20 protein-coding genes are annotated in these 22,758 nt (G+C 62.6%); 6 read left to right on the top strand and 14 right to left on the bottom strand.

Going from position 1 to position 22,758, the window contains the following annotated elements; all coding sequences use genetic code 11:
- Positions 1–18: 18 nt before the first annotated feature.
- From wecC to FQ705_RS31215, 6 genes are read right to left on the bottom strand one after another with little or no spacing between them, the layout of a single operon-like run.
- Positions 19–1,263, bottom strand: coding sequence for a UDP-N-acetyl-D-mannosamine dehydrogenase (wecC, locus tag FQ705_RS31240; RefSeq protein WP_144148430.1), 1,245 nt, complete (start codon positions 1,261–1,263; stop codon positions 19–21).
- 29 nt (positions 1,264–1,292) lie between these two features.
- Complete coding sequence (gene wecB, locus FQ705_RS31235) at positions 1,293–2,435, bottom strand: non-hydrolyzing UDP-N-acetylglucosamine 2-epimerase (RefSeq protein WP_144148428.1); 1,143 nt, start codon at positions 2,433–2,435, stop codon at positions 1,293–1,295.
- Between the two features lie 27 nt (positions 2,436–2,462).
- Positions 2,463–4,682, bottom strand: coding sequence for a polysaccharide biosynthesis tyrosine autokinase (locus FQ705_RS31230; RefSeq protein ID WP_144148426.1), 2,220 nt, complete (start codon positions 4,680–4,682; stop codon positions 2,463–2,465).
- A gap of 9 nt (positions 4,683–4,691) precedes the next feature.
- The gene (locus FQ705_RS31225; protein WP_144148424.1) at positions 4,692–5,129 is read right to left on the bottom strand and encodes a low molecular weight phosphotyrosine protein phosphatase; all 438 of its coding nucleotides are present in this window, start codon (positions 5,127–5,129) and stop codon (positions 4,692–4,694) included.
- Positions 5,126–6,328 carry a polysaccharide biosynthesis/export family protein gene (locus FQ705_RS31220; protein ID WP_260854690.1) on the bottom strand — a complete coding sequence of 401 codons (1,203 nt, stop codon included), beginning with the start codon at positions 6,326–6,328 and terminating at the stop codon, positions 5,126–5,128. The genes FQ705_RS31225 and FQ705_RS31220 overlap by 4 nt, the downstream gene beginning before the upstream one ends.
- Positions 6,329–6,373: 45 nt before the next feature.
- The gene (locus FQ705_RS31215) at positions 6,374–7,798 is read right to left on the bottom strand and encodes an undecaprenyl-phosphate glucose phosphotransferase (protein ID WP_144148911.1); all 1,425 of its coding nucleotides are present in this window, start codon (positions 7,796–7,798) and stop codon (positions 6,374–6,376) included.
- A gap of 342 nt (positions 7,799–8,140) precedes the next feature.
- Here FQ705_RS31215 and FQ705_RS31210 point away from each other — a divergent pair, with 342 nt between their 5' ends.
- Complete coding sequence (locus tag FQ705_RS31210) at positions 8,141–9,118, top strand: 2-dehydropantoate 2-reductase (RefSeq protein ID WP_144148422.1); 978 nt, start codon at positions 8,141–8,143, stop codon at positions 9,116–9,118.
- 62 nt (positions 9,119–9,180) lie between these two features.
- Here FQ705_RS31210 and FQ705_RS31205 read toward each other — a convergent pair whose 3' ends face one another.
- Genes FQ705_RS31205 through oxlT form a run of 3 tightly spaced genes read right to left on the bottom strand, consistent with a single transcriptional unit; the run spans position 9,181 to position 13,063 of the window.
- Entirely contained in the window at positions 9,181–10,632 is a 1,452-nt protein-coding gene (locus tag FQ705_RS31205; RefSeq protein WP_144148420.1) for an aldehyde dehydrogenase family protein, read from the bottom strand.
- Between the two features lie 52 nt (positions 10,633–10,684).
- The gene (locus FQ705_RS31200; protein WP_144148418.1) at positions 10,685–11,668 is read right to left on the bottom strand and encodes a LysR family transcriptional regulator; all 984 of its coding nucleotides are present in this window, start codon (positions 11,666–11,668) and stop codon (positions 10,685–10,687) included.
- A 51-nt stretch (positions 11,669–11,719) separates the two neighbouring features.
- Positions 11,720–13,063, bottom strand: coding sequence for an oxalate/formate MFS antiporter (gene oxlT, locus FQ705_RS31195; RefSeq protein ID WP_144148416.1), 1,344 nt, complete (start codon positions 13,061–13,063; stop codon positions 11,720–11,722).
- Between the two features lie 417 nt (positions 13,064–13,480).
- Between oxlT and FQ705_RS31190 the strand changes: the two genes are divergently transcribed.
- A complete protein-coding gene (locus FQ705_RS31190; RefSeq protein WP_144148414.1) occupies positions 13,481–14,428 on the top strand; it encodes a LysR family transcriptional regulator in 948 nt (315 codons plus the stop codon).
- A gap of 96 nt (positions 14,429–14,524) precedes the next feature.
- The gene (locus FQ705_RS31185) at positions 14,525–14,833 is read left to right on the top strand and encodes a hypothetical protein (protein ID WP_144148412.1); all 309 of its coding nucleotides are present in this window, start codon (positions 14,525–14,527) and stop codon (positions 14,831–14,833) included.
- Positions 14,834–14,931: 98 nt separating this feature from the next.
- On the opposite strand, the gene FQ705_RS31180 is transcribed toward FQ705_RS31185, so the two are convergent.
- The 5 genes from FQ705_RS31180 to FQ705_RS34865 all read right to left on the bottom strand — a co-directional run bounded on the left by FQ705_RS31180 (position 14,932) and on the right by FQ705_RS34865 (position 19,126).
- Entirely contained in the window at positions 14,932–15,816 is an 885-nt protein-coding gene (locus FQ705_RS31180; protein ID WP_144148409.1) for an NAD(P)(+) transhydrogenase (Re/Si-specific) subunit beta, read from the bottom strand.
- 63 nt (positions 15,817–15,879) lie between these two features.
- Positions 15,880–16,701: a fumarylacetoacetate hydrolase family protein gene (locus FQ705_RS31175; RefSeq protein ID WP_144148408.1), complete on the bottom strand. Its 822-nt coding sequence runs from the start codon at positions 16,699–16,701 to the stop codon at positions 15,880–15,882.
- A gap of 29 nt (positions 16,702–16,730) precedes the next feature.
- Entirely contained in the window at positions 16,731–17,978 is a 1,248-nt protein-coding gene (gene frc, locus FQ705_RS31170; RefSeq protein WP_144148406.1) for a formyl-CoA transferase, read from the bottom strand.
- Between the two features lie 235 nt (positions 17,979–18,213).
- Complete coding sequence (locus tag FQ705_RS31165; RefSeq protein ID WP_144148404.1) at positions 18,214–18,933, bottom strand: GntR family transcriptional regulator; 720 nt, start codon at positions 18,931–18,933, stop codon at positions 18,214–18,216.
- Positions 18,911–19,126 carry a hypothetical protein gene (locus tag FQ705_RS34865; protein WP_144148402.1) on the bottom strand — a complete coding sequence of 72 codons (216 nt, stop codon included), beginning with the start codon at positions 19,124–19,126 and terminating at the stop codon, positions 18,911–18,913. The genes FQ705_RS31165 and FQ705_RS34865 overlap by 23 nt, the downstream gene beginning before the upstream one ends.
- A 366-nt stretch (positions 19,127–19,492) precedes the next feature.
- Between FQ705_RS34865 and shiA the strand changes: the two genes are divergently transcribed.
- The 3 genes from shiA to FQ705_RS31145 all read left to right on the top strand — a co-directional run bounded on the left by shiA (position 19,493) and on the right by FQ705_RS31145 (position 22,724).
- Positions 19,493–20,812, top strand: a complete 1,320-nt coding sequence (gene shiA, locus FQ705_RS31155) for a shikimate transporter (RefSeq protein WP_144148400.1) — start codon at positions 19,493–19,495, stop codon at positions 20,810–20,812.
- 369 nt (positions 20,813–21,181) lie between these two features.
- On the top strand, positions 21,182–22,585 hold the full coding sequence (locus tag FQ705_RS31150) for an OFA family MFS transporter (protein WP_144148398.1): 1,404 nt from the start codon (positions 21,182–21,184) through the stop codon (positions 22,583–22,585).
- A 10-nt stretch (positions 22,586–22,595) separates the two neighbouring features.
- The gene (locus FQ705_RS31145) at positions 22,596–22,724 is read left to right on the top strand and encodes an oxalate:formate antiporter (RefSeq protein ID WP_144148396.1); all 129 of its coding nucleotides are present in this window, start codon (positions 22,596–22,598) and stop codon (positions 22,722–22,724) included.
- The last annotated feature ends 34 nt before the right edge of the window (positions 22,725–22,758 follow it).

Raw genomic sequence — 22,758 nt, 5'->3', positions numbered from 1 at the left:
TCGCGCCGCTTGCGTTGCTTAAGCATTCGCCAACAACCCACGCGTATCGATCACCACCTTCGCCTGCATCCGAACCGGATCGACGCGCTTGAACTGCGCATGATCGACGAGGATCAGAATCACGTCCGCCGCGCCCAGCGCTTCGTTCAGCTCGCACAAGCGAACCTTGCCGTCGAGCACGGCCGGCAGTGCCCTGATGTTCGGCTCGACCACCAGCACCTGCCCCGCAAAGCGCGCCGCCAGTTCCTGCGCGATGCCAAGTGCCGGACTCTCGCGCAGATCATCGATATTCGCCTTGAATGCCAGCCCGAGGCACGCAATGACCGGCTCCCGGAATCGTCTCGCCGCGCGCTCGACGCGCTCGACTACATAGCGCGGCTTGTCGTCGTTGACGTTGCGCGCCGTGCGGATAAGACGCGCCTGCTCCGGCGCCGAGTCGACGATGAACCACGGGTCCACCGCAATGCAGTGGCCGCCCACACCCGGCCCCGGCTGAAGAATGCTCACACGCGGATGACGATTGGCCAGCCGGATCAGCTCCCACACGTTGATATCGAGCGTGTCGCAAATGACCGACATTTCGTTGGCGAACGCAATGTTCACGTCGCGAAACGAGTTCTCGGTGAGCTTGCACATTTCAGCCGTGCGGGCGTCGGTCAGAATGCATTCGCCGCGCACGAAGGTCTGATAGAGCTCACGCGCAAGCTCGCTGCATGCCGGTGTCATGCCGCCGATTACCCGGTCGTTCTCGACCAGTTCGCGAAGCACATGGCCCGGCAACACGCGCTCGGGACAATGCGCGATACGGATATCCGAGTTCTCACCCGCCTGCTGCGGGAAGCTCAGGTCGGGACGCAGCGCCGCCATCCACGCCGCCATCTGCCCGGTTGCGCCGACCGGCGAAGTCGACTCCAGCACGACCAGGTTGCCCTTTCTCAGCACCGGCGCAATCGCGCGGCTCGCCGCTTCGATGTAGCTCAGGTCCGGCTTGTAGCCGTCCATGAACGGCGTCGGCACCGCGACGAGGAACGCATCTGCGGGCTCCGGCGTCGTGGTCGCGCGCAAATAGCCTTGTGTGACCGCCGCATGGACCAACATGTCCAACTCGGGTTCGACGATGTGAATCTCACCGCGATTGATCGTATCGACCGCCCGCTGATTCACGTCGACACCGATCACTTTTTTTCGCCGCGCCGCAAAGGCCGCTGCCGTCGGCAAGCCGATATAGCCCAGGCCGATTACCGATATCACTTCGAATTCCATTTCTTTTCCCTTCTACCGCTTTGCCCGCGTCAACCTGCGACGGCGTCGTTCCAGAAGGCGCCGAGCGCGTCGAGAATGCGCTCGCTAGCCTGTCCATTTCCATAAGGGTTGCCACCGCGCGTCATCGCGCGATAGCTTCCAGCGTCGTTCAATAAATGCGTCACACCCGAAGCGATGCGCTGCGCGCTCGTGCCCACCAGTTGCACGACACCGGCGTCGACCGCCTCCTGGCGTTCGGTCGTCTCGCGCATCACGAGAACCGGTTTGCCGAGCGACGGCGCCTCTTCCTGCACGCCGCCCGAGTCGGTCAGAATCAGATGCGCCCGGTCCATCAGGCGCACGAATGGCAGGTAGTCGAGCGGCTCGAGCAGGTGAATGTTCGCGACACCGGTCAGCAGACGGTTTACCGGTTCGCGCACAGCCGGGTTCAGATGCACGGGATACACGATGTCGACATCGGGATGCGCGCGCGCAATCTGCAGCAGCGCCGCACAAATCTGCTCGAAGCCCGCGCCGAAGCTTTCGCGCCGATGCCCCGTCACCAGGATCACACGCCGGTCGGGCGAAAACCGAGGCAATGCACGTGCGGCGGTCTCGCATAGCGTGGCGTCCGCAGCAAGCCTGCTGCGTACCTGCAGCAGCGCGTCGATCACCGTATTGCCGGTCACGACGATGCGCTGCGCGGGCACGCCTTCCGCCAACAGGTTGTCGCGTGCCCGTTCAGTCGGCGCGAAATGCAGCGCAGCCAGCACGCCGGTCAACTTGCGGTTCGCTTCTTCCGGCCACGGCGACAACAAATTGCCGGTCCGCAATCCCGCTTCCACATGTCCGACCGGAATGCGCTGGTAGAACGCGGCGAGGCTCGCGGCCATCGTCGTCGTGGTGTCGCCGTGCACCAGCACCATATCGGGCCGGCAAGCACTCAACACGTCGCGCATGCCGAGCGTAATCGACGACGTCACGTCGTACAGATCCTGTCCGCGTTTCATTACGTTGAGGTCGAAGTCCGGGCGAATCTCGAACAGTTCGAGCACCTGATCGAGCATCTCGCGATGCTGGCCGGTCACGCACACACGGCAGTCGATCCCGGCGGCTCGTTGAAGACGCTTGACGAGCGGCGCCATCTTGATCGCTTCAGGCCGGGTGCCGAAGGTCAGCAGAATTGTTTTCATACATGAATCTCCATGGCGACACGGGTATCAGCCCCTCGTCTCCGGCATGCTGTGGTAAGCGGAATGAGCGTATTCGGACGCACGCTGCGGCACGTCGCACAGCAGAATCCCATTGACCGACACGCCGGCGGCGCCCAGTAACCGGGTGGTCTCACGTAACTCGGCAGCGGAATGGCGCGCGTGACGCATCACCAGCAAGGTCGTACCGGCACACTTGCCGATCAATGCCGAATCGGTCACGGCGAGTACCGGCGGCGTGTCGAGAATCACGATGTCGTAGGCTTTGGCGAGCTGATCGACGAGCGCGGCGAGGCGTTCGCCGAACAGCATCTCGGACGGCATCGGCGAACCCGCGCCACGCGTCAGCACGTCGAGATTCGGCAGCACCTCTCGACGCACCACGCTATCGAGGCTGGCGCCGCCGATCGCGTCCGGCAAACCGCGCTCACGTTGCAAGCCGAAGTGCTGATGCAGCTTGCCGCGCCGCATATCTCCGTCGACGATCAGGACGCGCTTGCCCACCGACGCCAGCACCACGGCGAGATTCACGGAAAGAAACGACTTACCCACGTCGGGCCGCGGCCCCGTGATCATCACGACGTTATTCGGGGCTTCGGCAAGACGGAATTGCAGCGCCGTGCGCAGGCTGCGCACGCCTTCGACAGCGATGTCGTCGGGCGCGGCAACCGCCAGAATGTGTGCGCCACTTACGCCGCATCCGTCACCGCGATTCGCCGCGCGTTGCAAACGCTGCTGCTGCTCGCTGTGCGAGATGACGCCATACACCGGCGCATTGGCAATCTGCTCGATCTCGAGCGGACTTTCCAGCCCGCTGTGCAACGCGCGACGCGCGAAGGCCGCCGCCGTACCCAGCATCAGGCCCAATGCGGCTGCGGCAGCCATGACGAGGGCCTTCTTCGGCTTCACCGGCTCTTCGGCCGTCACCGCATAGTCGACCACGCGCACGTTGCCCAACTGCCCCGCCCTCAGTACGCCGAGTTGCTGCGCGTTCTCCATCAGATTGGTGTAAAGGCCCGAGTTGATGTCCACGTCGCGCATCAAACGCACGGCGGATTGCTGCGTGTTCGGCAAGGTCGCGACGCGCGCATTCAAATCGGCTTGCTGACGCCGCAATTCGGCGAGTTGCGCGTCGATTGCAGTCACCGACGGATGCGTCGGCGTGAATCGCTGCAGCAACTCCGCGCGCTGCTGTTGCAACGCAGTCGCCTGCGTCCTGCTGTCGGCAATCCCCTGCAGTACCAGGCGACTCTCCGCTTCGAGATCGACCGTGCCGTTCTGATTGCGGAAGCTGTTATAGCGCTGCTCGGACTTCTCCAGATCGCTCTTCAACTGCGGCAACTGATTGCCGAGAAAGCCCAACATTTTCTGCGCCTGAGCGGATTTCCAGCCGACATTGCGCTGCACGTAGCCACGCAGGATTGCGTTGACGGTCGCGGCAGTACGCTCGCTGTCGTCACCGTCGAGCCGGATTCCGACAATGCCGGATTGCTTGGTTTTTTCCGCGACGTCCAGGCTCTTTTGCAACTGGATCGTAGTAAGTTGCGTCGACGCGCGACTCAGCCTGAACTCCGTACCGGCACGCGCCACCGCGCTATCGACGCGTAAGCGAATCGGCCCCTCAGGTGTCGTGCCGGTCACGACTTCGCCCACTCGTCCAGTGAGCAGCGGCTCGCCGTCGGGGTCCCTGAGCTGGAACTGCTGACCGCTATCGGCCACCAAGGTAAATTTCTTGTCGTAAAGTGCCGGCGGCACATCGAATTGCGACACGCGCAAGACCTCACCGCCCCATGCGAAGCGTCCCAGGCCCCAAACAGGATCGGCCAGCGCGCCGCCAGCCGAAGCCCGCGCCAGCCGTTGGCCGATCAGCGGAAAATAGCGTGGTTGCGCATCGATATCCAGATGCAGTTGCCGCACGGCATCGTCCACGACGCCACGCGAGCGGATCAGTTCGATCTCGGCATCGGCGCTGGACTTGCCGCTGAACATCTGCGCGAGATCGCCCAGCTTGTCATTGAGCGCGCCCGTGTCGTCGCCGACCTGAACGGTGGCGTCCGCCCGATAAACCGGCGTACCGAGAAACGCATAGCCGGCGCCGAGCGTGAGTGCCGCCGCGGTAATCGTCGCAATCAGCAAGCGATTCTCGACGATCACGGACGCGACTTCGGACAGGTTGATTTCGTCGTCGTGTTGCGCGACGAGCAGGTTGGGATTGCTGTGATTACTCATGGTTCAGCGCTATAGCTTTAGTCCGGCAATCGCACCCAGCCAGCGCTGCACGCCCTGCTCGATTTGTGCCGCCGCAATTTCAAAAGTAAATCGACCGCGGCGATACGGGTCGACTATGTCGATTTGTTGGTGTTCACCGAGTCGATACACGCGGCCTCGGGCGAACGGGAAAGCACTTTCGATCGATCTGCATTGCGCCCGCGTCATCGCCAGAATCAGCTGGGCGGCGCGCACCTGTGTCGACGTCAATGCTGTCGACCGATGCCCTCGCAGATCGATGCCGCGCCCGTCCATCAAGCTCACGGCCAGGGGCGCCGCGCCATGCCCGGCGAGCGCACGCGTGCCCGCCGACTGGGCGGCGATCTGCGGCAAGGCCTGAGCCAGCATCGCTGCCGCCATCGGGCTACGACACACGTTGCCTTCGCAAACCATCAGAACGCCGCTCATTTCGCGATCACTCCCGCCGTGAGGCCCGTGCTGATCAATGGCATCAGCAGATTCAACACGCGATTGAAGCGAACCAGGCCGCTGCCGTCGACATACACGATGTCCTTGGCCTGCAGTTCGAAATCTTTGGCGAGCAACATCGCGACTGGCGAATGTCCGTCGAGGCGATACACCTGCGGTGCGCCGGTGACCGAGCCACGGATCACGAACATCTGCGCGGCGTCGGCCGTGGCAGCGTTGACGCTGCCGGCCTGCGACAGCGCGTCCGCCAGCGTGATGCGCCCCGTTCGACGCGCAATCGCCGAGATCGGTTTGTTGACTTCACCCATCACGTACACATCGTTTTCGTCGCGCGACGTCACGCGCAGCCAGTCCCCGGTTTTCAGATACAGCCGCGATGGACTCACGCCTTGCGCCAGCATCTGCGTCAGATTCACGCGATGCGACTGTCCATCGCGCACGAGCACGAGATCGCTCTGGTCCGCGGTGTCGCTGAAGCCGCCGGCACGGCTCACTGCTTCATAAAGCGTCATGGGGACATCGTTGAGCGCGAGCGCACCGGGGCTATGCACTTCGCCGTCGACGTACACCTGATGCGCGCGATACGACGCGATCCGCACGGTGACTTGCGGCTTCACGAAGTACTTCGCGAGCGCACCGCTCAGGCGCTGCTGAATTTCATCGGTGCGCAGCCGGGCCACTTGCAACGTACCGGCATAAGGAAACGTCAGGTTGCCGTTCTGATCGACCACAAACCCGGCAAGCGGATCGGCGGCCCGTGTGGAAGACGGGGTCTGCGCAGCGCCCAATGCAGCCGCGAACTCCGGATGGTCCCAGACGACGATCTGCAGCACATCCCCCGCGCCGACCCCGTATGCCTGCGGTGTCACCGCCAGCACTTGCGACAGTTCGAGTTGCTGCTGCTTGCGACTCTGCGCTAGACGCGAGATCAATGCGGCGTCGACTTCGGTTATCGCAATCTCCGGCGTGCCACGCGTTGCGTCCGCCTTCTCGCCTGGCGCGCTCGCGCCAGCCTCATCAGCCGGGCCCAACGCATTGGAGGCGCGAGGCGCATCCTGCACCGGAGAGGTTTGCATCTGCATGCCCGGCGCCACGGCGCACGCACTCGTCAGCACCGCCACTGCCGCCATCAAGGTTCCGAGCCGCCAAACCGGCCTGGTTAAAGTCACCGCTAACATCGTGTTCAACCTGTTCTTCAAACGAGCGCAGCGGACAGCCGCGCCTCAATACGCATTCCGGTGCCGAAAGCCCTTCATCACCGTAGAAAAAACAATCCGCATGTCCAGTCCGAACGACCAGTTACGCAGGTAGTACAGATCGTGCTCGACACGTCCCTGCATCTTTTCGATGCGGTCGGTCTCGCCGCGAAAGCCGTTGATTTGCGCCCAACCGGTAATACCCGGCTTGACCCTGTAACGATGGATATAGCCGTCGACAATCGTGCGGTACTGATCGTCGTGTTCGATCGCGTGAGGCCGTGGCCCGACCACCGACATCTCCCCCCGCAGCACGTTCAGGAACTGCGGCAATTCGTCGAGACTCGTGCGCCGTAGAAATGCGCCGAGCCGCGTCACGCGAGGGTCCCCGTGCGTGGCTTGACGCAGCGTGCCGGGTCGCTCGGCGTGCAGACGCATCGAGCGAAATTTATAGATGCGGAAGACCCGCCCATCCGCACCCTTGCGCCGCTGCGTGAACAACGCCGGTCCCTTCGAGGACAGCTTCACGGCCGCCGCGATCGACAACATCACGGGCGACAAGGCGAGCAGCGCCACAGCGGCGAACAGCCGGTCGAAGATCGCCTTTTGCAGCAACGCGTGCTGCGACATCGGCGAGGCCATCAGATTGATCGCGGGTGCGCCGATCAGATCGACGACATGCCGGTCGAACATGGCAAGGCCGCGCACGTCCGGAATGAAACGCACATTGACGAGGTCGCCGCTGAATGCTTCGAGCAGGCTCAGCGCGGTGTCTTCGTCGGACATTGGCAGCGCCAGCCAGACTTCTTCGATCTGTTCGCGCCGGACCCAGCCGGCGAACTCGCTCAGACGCACAAACGAACGCAAGCCCGGAAAATCCGGCTGCGTGCCGTGCCGCGTGTTCAAGGTGGCGACCGCCCGGAAACCCGCCTCGGGCGACGCGGCGAGATTGGCAATCACGCTGTCGCGATGCGCCCCCGCACCCACCACGGCGACCCGGCGCAGGTTCCTTCCCGCGCGTCGTAACCGCCCGAGCACCGCGTGCACCAGCAGCCTCGACGCGACGAGCAAGGCGGCCGTGATCGCGGTCCAGCTCACGCACCAGAGCCGTGACACCGACGCGGTGCTGTGCAGCAGGAACATCATCGCGAGCCCGCACGCCTGCACCACGATCCAGCCGACTACGAGCCTGGCGCTCAAGCGCCATTTCGAGCGGCCGCGCCACGAGTCGTAGACGCCGAACCACGGCAACACCAGCACGGCGAAAGTCAGGTCGAAAGCCACGTACGCTGCGACCGTACCGTCGACAATCCGTTGGCCGCCATCGAGGCGGACAACCCACAAGGCGAGGGTCGCGCTCAACGCGATCAACATGATGTCGAGCAGGCGCGCCAACGCGCTTTCCAGATCGGTGAAACCGTGACTGGTGGATTGACGGATTGCCGAATGCATCGACTTCATGGCATTACTCTCAACAGGTCACGTAATGCCGCTCAACCGCATCACTCTCAAGGGAACCGGATTTTGCTCTCGGAGTGGGCGCTGTGGCCTGAGAAGTTTCCCAATGCAGTGCAGCATTCGTCGGTCTGTTCGAGCGCTTGCCGATGGGTTCTGAGTTCGCACCGATCTCGTCAGGGACGCGCGCCGTCCATAACCGATCCCTAATGGGACAAGCGAGAAACTTTAACTATCGTGATTCGTGGCTCGCCCGTATGCTCGATTAGTGACCCGCCGCCGGGCACGGCAGGCGGCGGCATCGGGCCAGCGACTTCTCATAGTCACAGGAGCGGCATCATGAAGATCTGTATCTTCGGGGCGGGGGCGATTGGTGGGATGATGGGCGTGCAACTGGCACGCGCCGGCGCGGACGTGAGTTTCGTCGCGCGCGGCGCGCATCTCGCGGCGATGCGCGAACACGGCGCGCGGCTGATCATGGACGGCGAGACCTACAGCGCGCCGGTACGCTGCACTTCCGACCCGAGCGAGCTCGGCGTGCAGGACGTCGTGATCATCACGCTGAAGGCGCACTCGCTTCCCGGTGTGGTCGATGCGATGCAGCCGCTGCTCGGCAAGCACACAGCGATCGTCACGGGCGTCAATGGCATTCCCTATTGGTACTTTTACCAGCACGGCGGCCGCTTCGCCGGCACGCGTCTGGCGAGCGTCGATCCGGACGGCGCGCAATGGACCAGGCTCGGCCCCGAGCGGGCCATCGGCTGCGTGCTGTATCCGGCGGCGGAGATCGTCGAGCCGGGTGTCATCAAGCACGTGTACGGCAAGAAATTCCCGATTGGCGAGCCGAGCGGCGAACGCACGCCACGCATTCAGCAGTTGCACGAGATCATGCAGGCGGCCGGCTTCGAGGCGCCGATTCGCGACAATATCCGCGATGAAATCTGGCTGAAGTTGTGGGGCAATCTATGCTTCAACCCGATCAGCGCGTTGACGCATGCCACGCTCGACGTGCTCACGAGCGACCCCGGCACGCGCGCCGTCTCACGCACGATGATGCTGGAAGCCAAGCGCATCGCGGAACAGTTCGGTGTGCATTTTCGCGTCGACGTTGAAAAGCGGATCGACGGTGCGGGCGCGGTCGGCGCGCACAAAACCTCCACGCTGGTCGACCTGGAAAACCGTCGGCCAATGGAGATCGATCCGCTGCTGACGGTGGTGCAGGAAATGGGGCATCTGGTTGCCGAGCCCACCCCGACTATCGACGTCGTGCTGGCGCTCATCAAGTTGCGTGAGCGGATGGCATTGCAGGGCGGCTGAGCGGTTCGGTGAAGTCAAAGAAGGGGCAGGCGCGTGACGCTTGCCCCTTTTTTAATGCGTCGTTACTGATCGATCGCCAGCCACACCGCCTTCGGCTCGGTGAAGTTTTCGATCGCCACATCGCCGTGCTCACGGCCGAAGCCCGAATCGCCGGAGCCGCCCCAAGGCAAACGCACGTCCGTGTAGCCGTAGGTATTGATCCACACGGTGCCCGCTTTCAGATCTCGCGCCACGCGATGCACTCGTCCAATGTCGGCACTCCACACGCCGGCCGCAAGACTGTAGAGCGTGCCGTTGGCGATGCGGATCGCGTCCGCCTCGTCGTTGAAACGGATTACGCTCGCCACCGGGCCAAAGATCTCCTCCTGCGAAATACGCATTTCATGCTCGACGTTGGCGAACACCGTCGGCTCGACGAAGAAGCCGCGCTCGCCCACCCGCGCGCCGCCCGTCACGAGCGAAGCGCCTTCGGCGCGCCCGGTCTCGACATAGCCCAGCACGGTCTTCATCTGCGCGGCGGAAATGAGCGGTCCCATGGACGTTTCACGCGTCAACGGATCGCCGACCTTGATGGTTTTTGCCCGCGCGGCAAGTCGCTCGACGACTTCGTCGTACACATCGCGATGCGCGAGAATGCGCGAACCCGCCGAACACACCTGGCCGGTGTTGAAGAAAATCCCTGCGGCGGCAGCGCGCACTGCGTTGTCGAGATTGGCATCGGGAAAGATCAGGTTGGCCGACTTGCCACCCAGCTCCAGCGTGACGCGTTTGAAATTGCCCGCCGCGCCTTGCAGGATGCCTCGTCCAACCGAAGGCGAACCGGTGAAGGTCACCTTGTCGACGCCCGGATGCGCGACCAAAGCGTCGCCGACCACCCGTCCCTTGCCGGTGACGATATTCAGCACACCGGGCGGCACGCCCGCTTCGAGCGCGAGTTCGCCGATGCGCAAGGCGGTCAGCGGCGTGATCTCCGCAGGCTTGACGATCAGCGTGCACCCGCAGGCGAGCGCCGGCGCGATCTTCCACATGCCGATCATGAGGGGGAAATTCCACGGCACGATCGCGGCCACTACGCCGACCGGCTCGCGCAAGGTGTACGTCAATGCGTCGGGACGCACCGGCACCACCTGACCGTTGATCTTGTCGCACCAGCCTGCGTAGTATTCGAGCGTATCGATCGCGGCCGGAATGTCCTGGCGCATCACGGCGGAAATCGGTTTGCCCGCGTCGAGACTTTCGAGCGAGGCGAGTTCGTCGAAGTTTTCCCGCATCAGTGCGGCGAGGCGCATCAGGATGCGGCCACGTTCGGCCGCCCGGATCGCATTCCATACTTTCAACGCCGCACGCGCGGCCAGCACCGCGGTGTCGACGTCGGCGGCGCTGCCTTGCGCAACCAGCGCAATCGGCTCTTCGGTGGCCGGGTTGATGTCGACGGAGTATTCGCCCGTGCCGGGCGGCAAGCGTTTGCCGTTGATCAGCAGGTCATGGCGTCTGAGGTCGGTGTCAGCTTCCATCGTAAAGCTCCTTGCATGGTATGAGGCATGGGCGTCGGGGCATTCGGCGAAGCTAGGGCTGATGCAGCACAGCGCCGCCACGGGCGGCTGCCGTCCGGGGAACCTCGTGGGAAGCGGATCGCGGCGCGCCGGCCTCGTCCGATAGTGCTTCAGCAGATGCCGCGAACTTGGCCCACGCCGCCGAGGCGTTCGGCCGAAGCGAACGGTGACGGCGATGCACGAGCAGCGTCGTCAAATGAATCGCCGGCGTGAGCGGCCGGCTCACCAGCGAATCGCCAGGCGCGGGCCAATGCGCGCCGACCGGCAATACGCCGACGCCGAGGTCCAGTTCGACCATGCGCAATACCGCCGCGACGTGGCCGAGTTCCTGCACGGGCCGCCGCTTGAGTCCGTTGGCGTTGAAGGCGAGGTCGAGCGCCGCCCGCACACCCGCGTCGGCGTTTAGCGTGACGAGCGCCCACTCCTGCAAGGCACTCCACGCGATACTCGCGTGCCGGGCCAGCGGATGACTGGGCGGCATCACCGCATGCAGCGGCGTGGTGAAAACTGCTTGCGCGTGCAACAGATCGCCGGCGAGCGGTTCGGCCAGCGAAACCACGCCGAAATCCACTTCGCCTTGCTCGACGCTCGCGAGCACGCTGCATTGCGGCTGGTCCTTGACGGACACGACCAGCTTCGGGAAGTCCGCCGCGCAGCGCGCGAGTCCCTGCGCCACCCAGCTCGACGACAACACCGGATTGCTCGCCAGCACGACGACACCCGTGTGACCGTCGTAAGCGGCGCGTTCTTCGCGCAGGGTGAGATCGATTTCATCCAGCAGGCGGCCGATCCGGCGCTCCAGACTCGCGCCCGCATGCGTGAGTTCGACCTGGCGCGTGGTGCGGTCGAACAGTTTCAGCTCCACCGCCTCTTCGAGTTCGCGCACGCACCGGCTCACTGCCGACTGCGTCAGATCGAACTCGCGCGCCGCGCGCGTAAAACTGCGTTCACGCGCGACGGCGACAAACACCTTGAGTTGCTGCAACGACACGTTCATGACATCACGACCTGATGCAAACGCGCGACTCCCGAGTGCGAACACGCCACCCTACTCTCCCGTCTGCTCGGGCCAATGACTCAGCCGCGACGCTTTGCCTGCAGCGGCCACCGCGAGCACGCCTTGCGGCTCGTTGTGCGCGTCGATCCAGCGCGAGCGCATTGGTGCCAGCAGGAATTTTGCCGCTACGCCCGCGGCGATCGTCACCACCGCCGAGACCGTGAAGACGAGACTCCAGCCGCCCGTGGCCGACAGCACCGAAGCAAGCGGCACGATCAGCGAGGCCGTACCCTTCGCGGTGTACAACGTACCCGCATTGGCAGCAGCATATTTGCTGCCGAAGGTGTCGGCGCAGATGGCGGGAAAGATCGAGAAGATTTCGCCCCAGAAGAGGAAGATCAGCGCGGCGAAGGTCATGAAGGCATAGGGGTTCGTGCCGTACTGCATCAACCCGAGCAGCGCCAGACCCTCACCGATGAAGATCACGAACATCGTGTTCTCGCGACCCAGCTTGTCGGAGATGAAGCCACATAGCGGACGCGTGAAGCCGTTGCACACGTTATCGATGGACAGCGTGGCGGTCAGTAGCGGCAACGTCATGCCGAACATTGTCATCGGAATGCGTGCAAGTCCCCAGTCTTTCGCGATCGGACCGATTTGCGCGGTGGCCATCAGGCCGCCTGCCGCCACCGCTACGAAGGACACGTAGATCACCCAGAACACCGGCGTCTTGATCATCTGTCCAGGTGTGTAATCCACTTTCGACACCGCGAATTTCTTCTTCGCAGCAGTGTAGACACGCGGATTCGGTTTCTTCAGCAACAGCGCAAGCGCGAGAATGCAACCGCCCTGCAGAATGCCGAAGAAGAAGAACGTATGCTCGTAGCCCGTGCGCGTAATCATGTTGGCGATTGGGATCACCGTCACCGCCGCGCCCGCGCCGAAGCCCGCAGCGGTCAAGCCGGCAGCGAGTCCGCGTCGATCGGGAAACCACTTCAGCGCATTGCCGACGCAGGTGCCGTACACGCCGCCCGCGCCGATCCCGGCGATGACGGCGGACACGTACAACTCCGGCAAGCTCGTGGCGTACGAGTTCATCACCCATGCGAGACCGGCGCACACCGCACCAACCGCCACGACGGGCCGTGGACCGAAGCGATCGACGAGCCATCCTTCGAGCGGCACGAGCCACGTCTCAGTCAGAATGAAAATTGCGAAGGCAAGCTGAATGGACGCCTCGCCCCAATGATGCCGCGTGTTCATCGGCGTGACGAACAACGTCCATGCATATTGCAGATTGGCCACCAGTGCCATGCACACCATGCCGATGACGAGTTGCCACCACCGGTTCGCCCAGAACACGCCGGGCGTGGTTTGCTGAGTGATATCGTCCATGAGCCTTGTCTCCGCCTTTTTATCTGGTGCAGCCGGCCGACGCCCCGAAGGAAGTCCTCTTGGGGACAGGCCGCGCCGTATGTGTCTCACCCTATGGTTTTGACCCGAAAAACCTTGCTATTCGGGAAGATTTAATATTTGCGTCTTTAATGCACTTTCTTTTAAAGACCGAACCGCTTAAATCATCGCGTTTCGCGAGAACGCTTTATTCCGAACAATTAATTATCGAGGCGGCGAGACGCCTTGCAGGATGGTTCATCACCTCGATCTCACCGTTTAATCCCCGTATCCAAGCGTTAACCCGAGTACCTGCCGACAATTGCGCTTTCTTATACAGGCCCATGCTAGGGTCATTGCTGAATTACTAATAATTAAAGTTTGTTATTATGTTGATTCACATTTGCTTATACATCGGTCATGACGATGCGCAATGCCACTCTGCGACAGTTGAAGGTTTTCGAAACGGTGGCGCGCCACCTGAGTTTCTCGCGCGCGGCCGAGGAATTGCACCTTACCCAGCCCGCCGTCTCCACTCAGGTTCGCCAACTCGAAGAACACGCCGGATTGCCGCTGTTCGAGCAACTCGGTAAAAAGATCTATCTGACGCCGGCCGGCAACGAGATGCTCCACTACAGCCGCGCGATCATTCAGCAGTTCCACGAAGTCGACGAGGCGATGAGTCAACTCAAGGGCGTCTCGGGCGGCAAGCTGAATGTCGCGGTGATCAGCGCGGGCGACTACTTCTTCCCGCGTCTGCTGGCCGAATTCACGCGCCGTTACGCAGGCGTCGTACTCAATCTCGCCGTGCACAATCGGGAAGAGCTGCTGCATCAACTGGCAACCAATCAGACCGATCTCGCGGTGATGGTGCGTCCGCCGCACGAAACCGATGCGACCAACGAACCATTCGCGCCGCATCCTTATGTGATCGTGGCAGCGCCCACCCATCCGCTTGCGCATAAGCGCAACATCAAGCTGAGCCAGTTGGCGAGCGAGGCCTTCATCGTGCGCGAGCGTGGGTCGGACACGTGGAATTCGATGGAAGAGGGTTTTGCGGGGCGGCTCGCCAACCTGAAGATCGCCATGGAGATCAAAAGCACCGAGACGATCAAGCAGGCCGTGATCGCCGGCATGGGCATCGCGTTCCTCTCGGCGCATACCATCAGCCTCGAATTGCAGCTGGGCCACCTGGTCGTACTCGACGTCGAAAGCTTTCCTGTCATGCTCAACTGGTACGTGGTGCATCGCAAGAACAAGCGTTTGCCACCGGTAGCGGTGGCCTTCAAGAGCTTCCTGATGGAAGAAGGCGCGAACCAGATCGAGAAGATCACGCGCGTCCGGGAACTGAGCGTGTATAAGCAGTAGGTTATGGAAAGCCAATAAAACTTTAACTATTGCAAATTGATCAGGACTTCTATGCTGCAAGTGAGTTTCATCACTTGTCAGTCCAGGAGTCCGGTCATGAACCACGTTACGGTTGAGTCTCAAGCGGGCGCACGCGCTGCTGCTCGCGCGCCCGCAAACCATCCCGACGACGCGCATCTGAGCGCGTACAACGCCGCCTTCAGCGACCTCGGCTTGCGGTTCCGCTGGGACCTGACCACGCTCGACGTGCTCCGGGAATTCCAGAGCGAAGCCGCGCGTATCACGGCGTATATCGAGCGATTCCACGCGCATCTTCATCGCGCCTACGACGCCGACTTTCTCGCTCAACTTATCCTGAACAAGAAAGGCCAGTACTACAGCCAGTTCGCCGCCGCGAGCGACTGAGCACGACGGCGAGATTTTTATCTCGCCGCATGTCGCGCATGTCGCACATGTCGCGCATGTCGCGCATGGCGCGTGCTCGGTTCGATGCTTCGGTGCTGTCATCTTCGACGGACGATCATGGCGTGGTTCGACCGCTGGCGTGTGAAGACACGTCGACGGTCATTGCTGCTGCCACTGTTATGCCAGTCCCGACGCGCACGGAATGCTGCCGCGCGCACGCTACCCGAGGCAAATTCGCGCATTACCCAGGCTTGCTCGTCTCCACCTCGCCATTCGATACGCGACACTCCGTCAGTGAGCGAGCCATTCGAGTAGTCGCGGCTAAGCATCAGATGCACGCCCATCGAACACGCCAACGCGCTCATCGCCAGCAGTGCGGCGATGCCGAACGGTTGTGTCTGCTCGGTGGCGAAACCGTAGCCGAGCCATCCGCAGAGCAGCAGCGCAAACAGGCTGACGAGGTCGTGCCCCGGACTCGTTACTCTCACGCGCCGCGCTACGCCGCGTAGTTTGCATAGCGCGACGGCAGACGTCGCGAAGACCAGGGCCCCGATGAATATCGCGGCGTAAAGTTCGATACGCTCGCCATTTGCGTGCGCGGTCGACGGCTGGATAGATCCGAGGTAGCGAGCGAAACCAAGCGTCATGACCACGAGTCCGGCACCGCCGCCCAGTAGCGCGACGAGACACGGCTGCCCCACCAGGTTGCGTCGACGAACGAGCCACGCGCCGAGTAGCGCGCCCGCGATCGACGCACCGACGAGTGCACCGCTAGCGCCATTGCCCGCTTCGATCAGTCCCGCCAGCACAGCGGCCGACAGCCCGCCGTGCCAGTAAGGACGTCGCCGCGCGCGACGCTCGAGCGGCAATCGCCCGAGGGCGACGAGAATGACACCCAGCGCCAATGCCAACGCAAACACCAACGCAAAGGCCGGCCAGGGATAACTTGCGACCCATGCGGCACTGTCAGACGCTTGCGGCATGCAACCCCTCCGTGTCGCGATGCAAACACGCAGTCCCGATGGACTGCGCCATCACTTCGTCATTCAGGCCGCGCCAGTCGCTGCGACCGCCTGCGTCGAGTCGGCATCGGCTGAATGGGCCGCGGCCAGCCTGTTACTCAGTGTGCCGATTCCCTCCACCGTGATCGCCACGGTCGCGCCATCCTTGATCGAGCCCACGCCGACCGACGTGCCGCACGCGATCACATCGCCCGGCTCGAGCGTCATGTCCTGAGAGATGAGACTCACCTGCTCGGCCGGCGAAAACACCATGTCGGCGAGCGGATAGTTCTGCCGCTCGACGCCGTCGAGCGTCGTCACGAGACGCGCCGCTTGCCAGTCGAAACCGGAGACGATGGCGGGCCCGAGACAGCAGAACGTATCGAATCCCTTCGCACGACACCACTGCGGAAAGTGAGGATTCTCGTTCAGCAGATCGGCAGCGGTCACATCGTTCACCAGCGTAAAGCCGAAGATCGCGGCCGCGGCCGCCTCGACACTCGCATCGCGACAGCGCCGGCCGATCACAATGCCGAGTTCGCCTTCGTAGACGATCTTCCCCGCGTAACTGAGCGGACGGCGAATCGCTTCACCCGTGCCGATCAGCGAGCCCGCCGGCTTGAGCAGAAACAGCGGATGCGTCGGCACGGGCTTGTCGAGCTTTGCCGCCAGCGCATGAAAGTTGTTCCATAAGGCGACGATCTTGCCCGGCGCGCAAGGCGCGAGCGGCGTGAGTGCGCGCGTCGACAGCACCGCGCCAGTCGGCACCGGATGATCGAGGCTTTCGTACTCGTGCAGATAACCACCTTCGACACGGCCGAACACGATGCCGCCGTCGCTCGCCATGAATCTCATCCACGTATCCATACTTCGCTCCTTGAGCGTGATGACGCGAGCTAGATTGCGCCGACGCTGCGCAGGGCGTTGATCTGATCGGGCGAATAGCCGAGTTCGGCCATGACCTCGTCGGTGTGTTCGCCGAGCAGCGGCGAGCGGGTGACCTCCGTCGGACTATCGGACAGTTTGATAGGATTACCGACGGTCAGATACTTGCCGCGCGTCGGATGATCCACTTCCACGATCGTGCCGGTCTTGCGCAGCGAAGGCTCCTCGGCGATTTCCTTCATCGACAGAATCGGGCCGCACGGAATGTCGTACTTGTTGAGAATCTGCATGGCCTCGAACTTGGTCTTGGTCATGGTCCAACGCTCGATCTCAGCGAAGATGTCCTTCAGATGCGGCAAACGCGCGGCGGGCGTCGCGTAATCGGGGTGCGTGGCCCACTCTTCCTTGCCGATCACGTTGCAGATCTTCGCCCATACAGGCGCCTGCGTGATGAAGTAGATGTACGCGTTCGGGTCCGTCTCCCAGCCCTTGCACTTCAGGATCCAACCCGGCTGACCGCCGCCCGAGGCGTTGCCGGCGCGCGGCACCGCTTCGCCGAAGGTGCCGTTCGGATATTGCGGGTACTCCTTCATCGTGCCGGTGCGTTCGAGCCGCTGCTGGTCGCGCAGCTTCACGCGGCAGAGGTTGAGCACGCCGTCCTGCATCGCCGCCAGCACGCGCTGGCCGCGTCCGGATTGCGTCCGTTGATAAAGCGCGGTGACGATGCCAAGCGCCAGATGCAGGCCCGTGCCGCTGTCGCCGATCTGCGCGCCCGTTACCACCGGCGGGCCGTCGTCGAAGCCGGTGGTCGAGGCCGCGCCGCCCGCGCATTGCGCGACGTTCTCGTACACCTTGCAGTCCTCATAGGGCCCAGGACCGAAGCCCTTCACCGACGCCACGATCATGCGCGGATTCAACTCCTGAATCCGCTCCCACGTAAAACCCATGCGGTCGAGCGCGCCCGGCGCGAAGTTCTCCACCAGCACGTCGCATTTCTGGATCAGCGCCTCGAGCACCAGCTTGCCTTCGGGGTTCTTCGTGTCGATCGTGACCGAACGCTTGTTGTGGTTGAGCATCGTGAAATACAGGCTGTCCACGTCGGGGATATCGCGCAACTGCTCACGGGTGATGTCGCCCGCCCCAGCGCGCTCCACCTTGATCACATCCGCGCCGAACCATGCGAGCAACTGCGTGCAGGTCGGCCCCGATTGCACATGTGTGAAGTCGAGGATGCGCACGCCGTCGAGTGCCTTGCCCATGTCATGTCTCCTGATCGATGTCGAAATACGTCCGCGGCGGGTTCTGCTGATGTCGGCTCGCCTGTTTTTTGCGGCGCGCTGGAAACGGCGCGGTTGATATATCACATACCATATTTCAACGAGCGTCAAGCGAGGGTTTATCCCGGATCGGCGGCGCCAAACGAAAAGGGCCTGCGGTGTTTTCACACCGCAGGCCCTTCTGCTCGGCTTTCCCGGTCAAATCCCTGGCGTGGCATCAATCCAGAAAATCGCAATTCGCCTCGACAAACGCGGCCAGATCGAGCGAATGTTGCCGCGTAAGACGCTCGGCCAGTTCGGTATCGCGCTGCTCCAATGCCTCGATGATGCGCAGATGGTCGACGATCGAACGGGACGCACGGTCGCTCTGCGAGATCGTCATGCGGCGAATCGCACGCACGTGGATGAAGATGTTCTTGATCGTATCGAGGATGATCTGCGACTTCGACAATTCGACGATCGCCTGATGAAACGCGATGTTGGCGTCCGAGTATTCGGCGAGGTGCTCGGCCGGGGTCGCGTCGCGGAAATGGTCGAACATATGCCGCAAGCGGGCGATTTCCCCGTCGGTGGCATGCAGCGTAGCCAGACGCGCCGCCATGCTTTCGAGCGCGGCCCACATCTGGATCATCTCGACGATCTCACGCTTGCTCTTGCGCACGATGTAGATGCCGCGGCGCGGCACCATGCGCAGAAAACCTTCCTGCTCGAGTAGCGTCATGGCCTCGCGCACCGGCGTGCGGCTCACGCCGAGCGACTCGCTGAGCACGCGTTCGTCCAGTCGGATTTCTTCGCGATTCTGATAGATGTCCGCGTCCGCAATGGCCTGACGCAGCATGGCGTACGCCTGATCGCGCAAGCTCGCGCTCGCGCCGATCGGCTGCAGCGACAACGCTAACGGTGATGCCACTGCTTCAGTGTGAAGTTCTGACGACATTCATCGCCTCATGTTGAACATGCGCGCGATACGGCGCAGCGGCATGGACTGCTTCGCCCAAGCCGACGAAACGGCCATGTTGCGCCGCGAGCTGCGCGACCGGTTGGGCAATCCAGTGAGTCAGGATGACGGTAGCGGCAGCGCCCAGGCCAACGACAGCAACGGCAAGCAGCGCGAGAGAGACAAATTCCATTTGTAACTCCGAATGATTGAGTGAACGAATGACTCAATCATATGCTGCATTGCCGCATTTATCAATATTCCGTATGTAGTATATCAGTGAGTGTTGTTTTCAGGATATGCATTTACGGTAGCACGCGACGCCTGGCGCCACGCGCTTCTTCCAACGGCGCGGTGGCCGTGATCGGTGTAAACGCGCAAAACGCGCGCTATACGCGCACATGCGTGCGATGATCGCGCATTTTGCGCCGACTGCGGATTGTGGGATCCGCCGCGCGTCATTAACCTTCGAAACATCCTGCCATGGACCGAGCGCGGCACGCAGCCGATCGACCGCGCACCCTTGCCTGGCAGCCCGAGGGTTCCAAGGAGACACGTCATGAGCACTACCCTTTCAACGGCCGCAATAGCCGACCATCGCGCGACGCGCAGTCAGGCTCGCAAAGCGGCACTCGGCAGTTTCATCGGCGCCGTGGTCGACTGGTACGACTTCCTGCTGTACGGCATTGTCGCAGCGCTGGTTTTCAACGCCGAGTTCTTCCCGAAGGTCAGCCCGGCGATGGGTACGCTCGCCGCCTTCGCCACCTTCGGCGTCGGCTTCCTGTTCCGTCCGCTCGGCGGCTTCGTGTTCGGCCATTATGGCGACCGGCTCGGCCGCAAGCGCATGCTGGTGCTCACGGTCATGATGATGGGTCTGTCGACCGCCGCGATCGGCCTGTTGCCGGCGTTCTCCACGATCGGCTGGTGGGCGCCCGTGCTGCTCGTCACTTTGCGCGCCATCCAGGGTTTCGCCGTGGGCGGCGAATGGGGCGGCGCGGCCTTGATGGCGGTCGAGAGCGCACCCGAAAAGAAGAAGGCCTTCTATAGCAGCGGCGTGCAGGTGGGTTACGGCGTGGGGCTCGTGCTGTCGACCGGTCTGGTGGCGATCATCAGCCGTTCGATGGACAACGCCTCGTTCCTGAGCTGGGGCTGGCGCCTGCCGTTCCTGTTCAGCGTGGTGCTGGTGCTGATCGCGCTGTGGATCCGCTCGAGCATGGAGGAGTCGAAGGAGTTCGTCGAGAAGGTCGGCGAGCGCGGCGAACGCAGCGTGCGTCTGCCGATCGTCGAGGCGCTGCTGCGTCATCCGAAGGCGTTTTTGCTGATCATCGCGCTGCGTCTGGCCGAGTTGTTCACCATGTATATCGTGACCGCCTTCGCGCTGAATTACTCGACAGCGAATCTGCACATGCCGCGCGAATTCTTCCTCACCATCGGGCTGCTGGTGGGCGCGCTGAGCTGCGTGACGATTCCCTGCTTCGCGCTGATGGCCGACCGCTTTGGCCGACGTCGCGTGTACATGATTGGCGCGCTGGTCGGCGTGCTGAGTGCCGTGCCGTTCTTTCTCGCCCTCGAAGCACGCTCGACGCTGTGGATCGTCGTGTTTGCCGTGATGCTCGCGAACATCGCGCATGACATGGTGGTGAGCGTGCAGCAGCCGATGTTCACCGAGCTGTTCGGCACCGAGTACCGCTACAGCGGCGCAGGCGTCGGCTACCAGGTGGCGAGCGTGGTGGGCGGCGGTTTCACGCCGTTTATCGCGGTGGCGCTGGTCAGCTTCGCGGGCGGCTCGTGGCACCCGGTGGCCGCCTATCTCGCGATCGGCTGCCTGATCTCGGTAGTGGTGGCGTGGAAGATGAAAACGGGACGCGGCATCGACTGAGACTTACCCGAAGTCCCTGCTGATAGCGGGCCGGCGTGGCGCAACTTGCCACGACCGGCCCGCTTCGCTTTTTGCTGCGTCGATGTCGCGATCTCGACGGCTTTTTCGCGAATTTGCGCTGCGCCGCCGCAATGCCGGCGATTACAGTCGCATTTCACATGTCGATGCATTATGCATTTACATCTCATATTGCATAGATCATCACCGGGTCCTATCTTTCCGCCTAGCGGGTCCTAGCCAGACCGCCGTTATTTCATATGAAATACAAATACATATTTTAGCGACGCCAAATCCTTTCATTTTTCCAAGGCGATCCCTAAAGCATCAGGTATTAAGCGCCGATAACAAAGGATTCACCGGAGACCGACCATGAGCAGCATTACCGAGCCGGGCAGCAATTCAGGCTCTGCCCCATTCTTTTCCAAACAGGCTACCGTCGCGAAACCGGGATTTTCGCGCTGGATGGTGCCGCCCGCGGCCCTCGCCGTTCACCTGTGTATTGGCCAGGCCTACGCGTTTTCGGTCTTCAACGGCCCGTTGACGAAAGTGATCGGGATTACGCAGTCCACTACCGATGACTGGTCGCTGACCTCCCTTGGCTGGATCTTCTCACTGGCCATCGTGTTCCTCGGTTTGTCGGCGGCGTTTGCCGGCAAGTGGCTCGAACGTGTCGGCCCGCGCCGCACGATGTTCACCGCGGCATGCTGCTTCGGCGGCGGCTTCCTCGTATCGGCGCTCGGCGTGCATCTGCATCAGATCGCCCTGCTCTACCTGGGCTATGGCGTGATCGGCGGCATCGGGCTCGGGCTCGGTTATGTGTCGCCCGTGTCGACGCTGATCCGCTGGTTCCCGGACCGTCGCGGCATGGCGACCGGCATGGCGATCATGGGCTTCGGCGGCGGCGCGATGATCGCGGCGCCTTTGTCCGTGGCCTTGATGAACCACTTCCGTAGCGCGACCAGCATCGGCGTGGCCGAGACGTTCGTCGTGCTCGGGATCGCCTACTTCATCTCGATGTCGATCGGCGCGCTCGCGATCCGCGTGCCGCCGGCTGACTGGAAACCGGCCGGCTGGACGCCGCCCGCGACCAATCAGAAGAAGATGATTTCGCGCAACCACGTGCATATCGACCAGGCGCTGAAGACGCCGCAGTTCTACCTGATCTGGCTGGTGCTGTTCCTGAACGTGACGGCCGGCATCGGCATTCTCGGCCAGGCATCGGTGATGATCCAGGAGAGCTTCAAGGAGACCGTGACCGCCTCCGCGGCTGCGGGCTTCGTCGGATTGCTCTCGCTGTTCAACATGGGCGGACGTTTCGTGTGGGCTTCGGCATCGGACTGGATCGGCCGCAAGAACACCTACTTCATCTTCTTCGCGCTCGGCGCAGTGCTGTACTTCCTCGTGCCGAGTTTCGCGGCGTCGGGCCAGATCGCCTTCTTCGTGCTCGCCTACTGCCTGATCCTGACGATGTACGGCGGCGGTTTCTCCACCGTGCCCGCGTACCTTGCCGACATGTTCGGCACGGCGTTCGTCGGCGGCATTCACGGCCGGCTGTTGACCGCGTGGGCCGCTGCGGGCGTGGCGGGTCCGGTGCTGGTGAACTACATCCGCGCCTACGAAGTGGCGCATGGCGTCGCCAAGGCGGACGCCTACACGATGACGGTTCACATCATGGCCGTCCTGCTGGTGGTCGGCTTCATCTGCAACCTGCTGGTCAAGCGCGTGGACGAAAAACACCACATGACCGACGCACAACTCGCCAAAGGCGCCTGAGGAGACCCACATGTCGACTATTCAAGCAGCGCAATCGACCAGCAAGGTCAAACTCGCCGTCTTCTGGCTGTACGTGACGTTGCCGTTGGTATGGGGCGTGGTCAACACCATCGCTCAAGCCACGAAACTGTTCAAATAATGCGTAACGGAAGCGCCGCCTGATCGTACGGCGC

Origin of the sequence: Paraburkholderia sp. BCC1884, assembly GCF_900996225.1 — a bacterium.
GTDB lineage: Bacteria > Pseudomonadota > Gammaproteobacteria > Burkholderiales > Burkholderiaceae > Paraburkholderia.
This window is presented reverse-complemented; position numbering and strand designations above follow the sequence as displayed.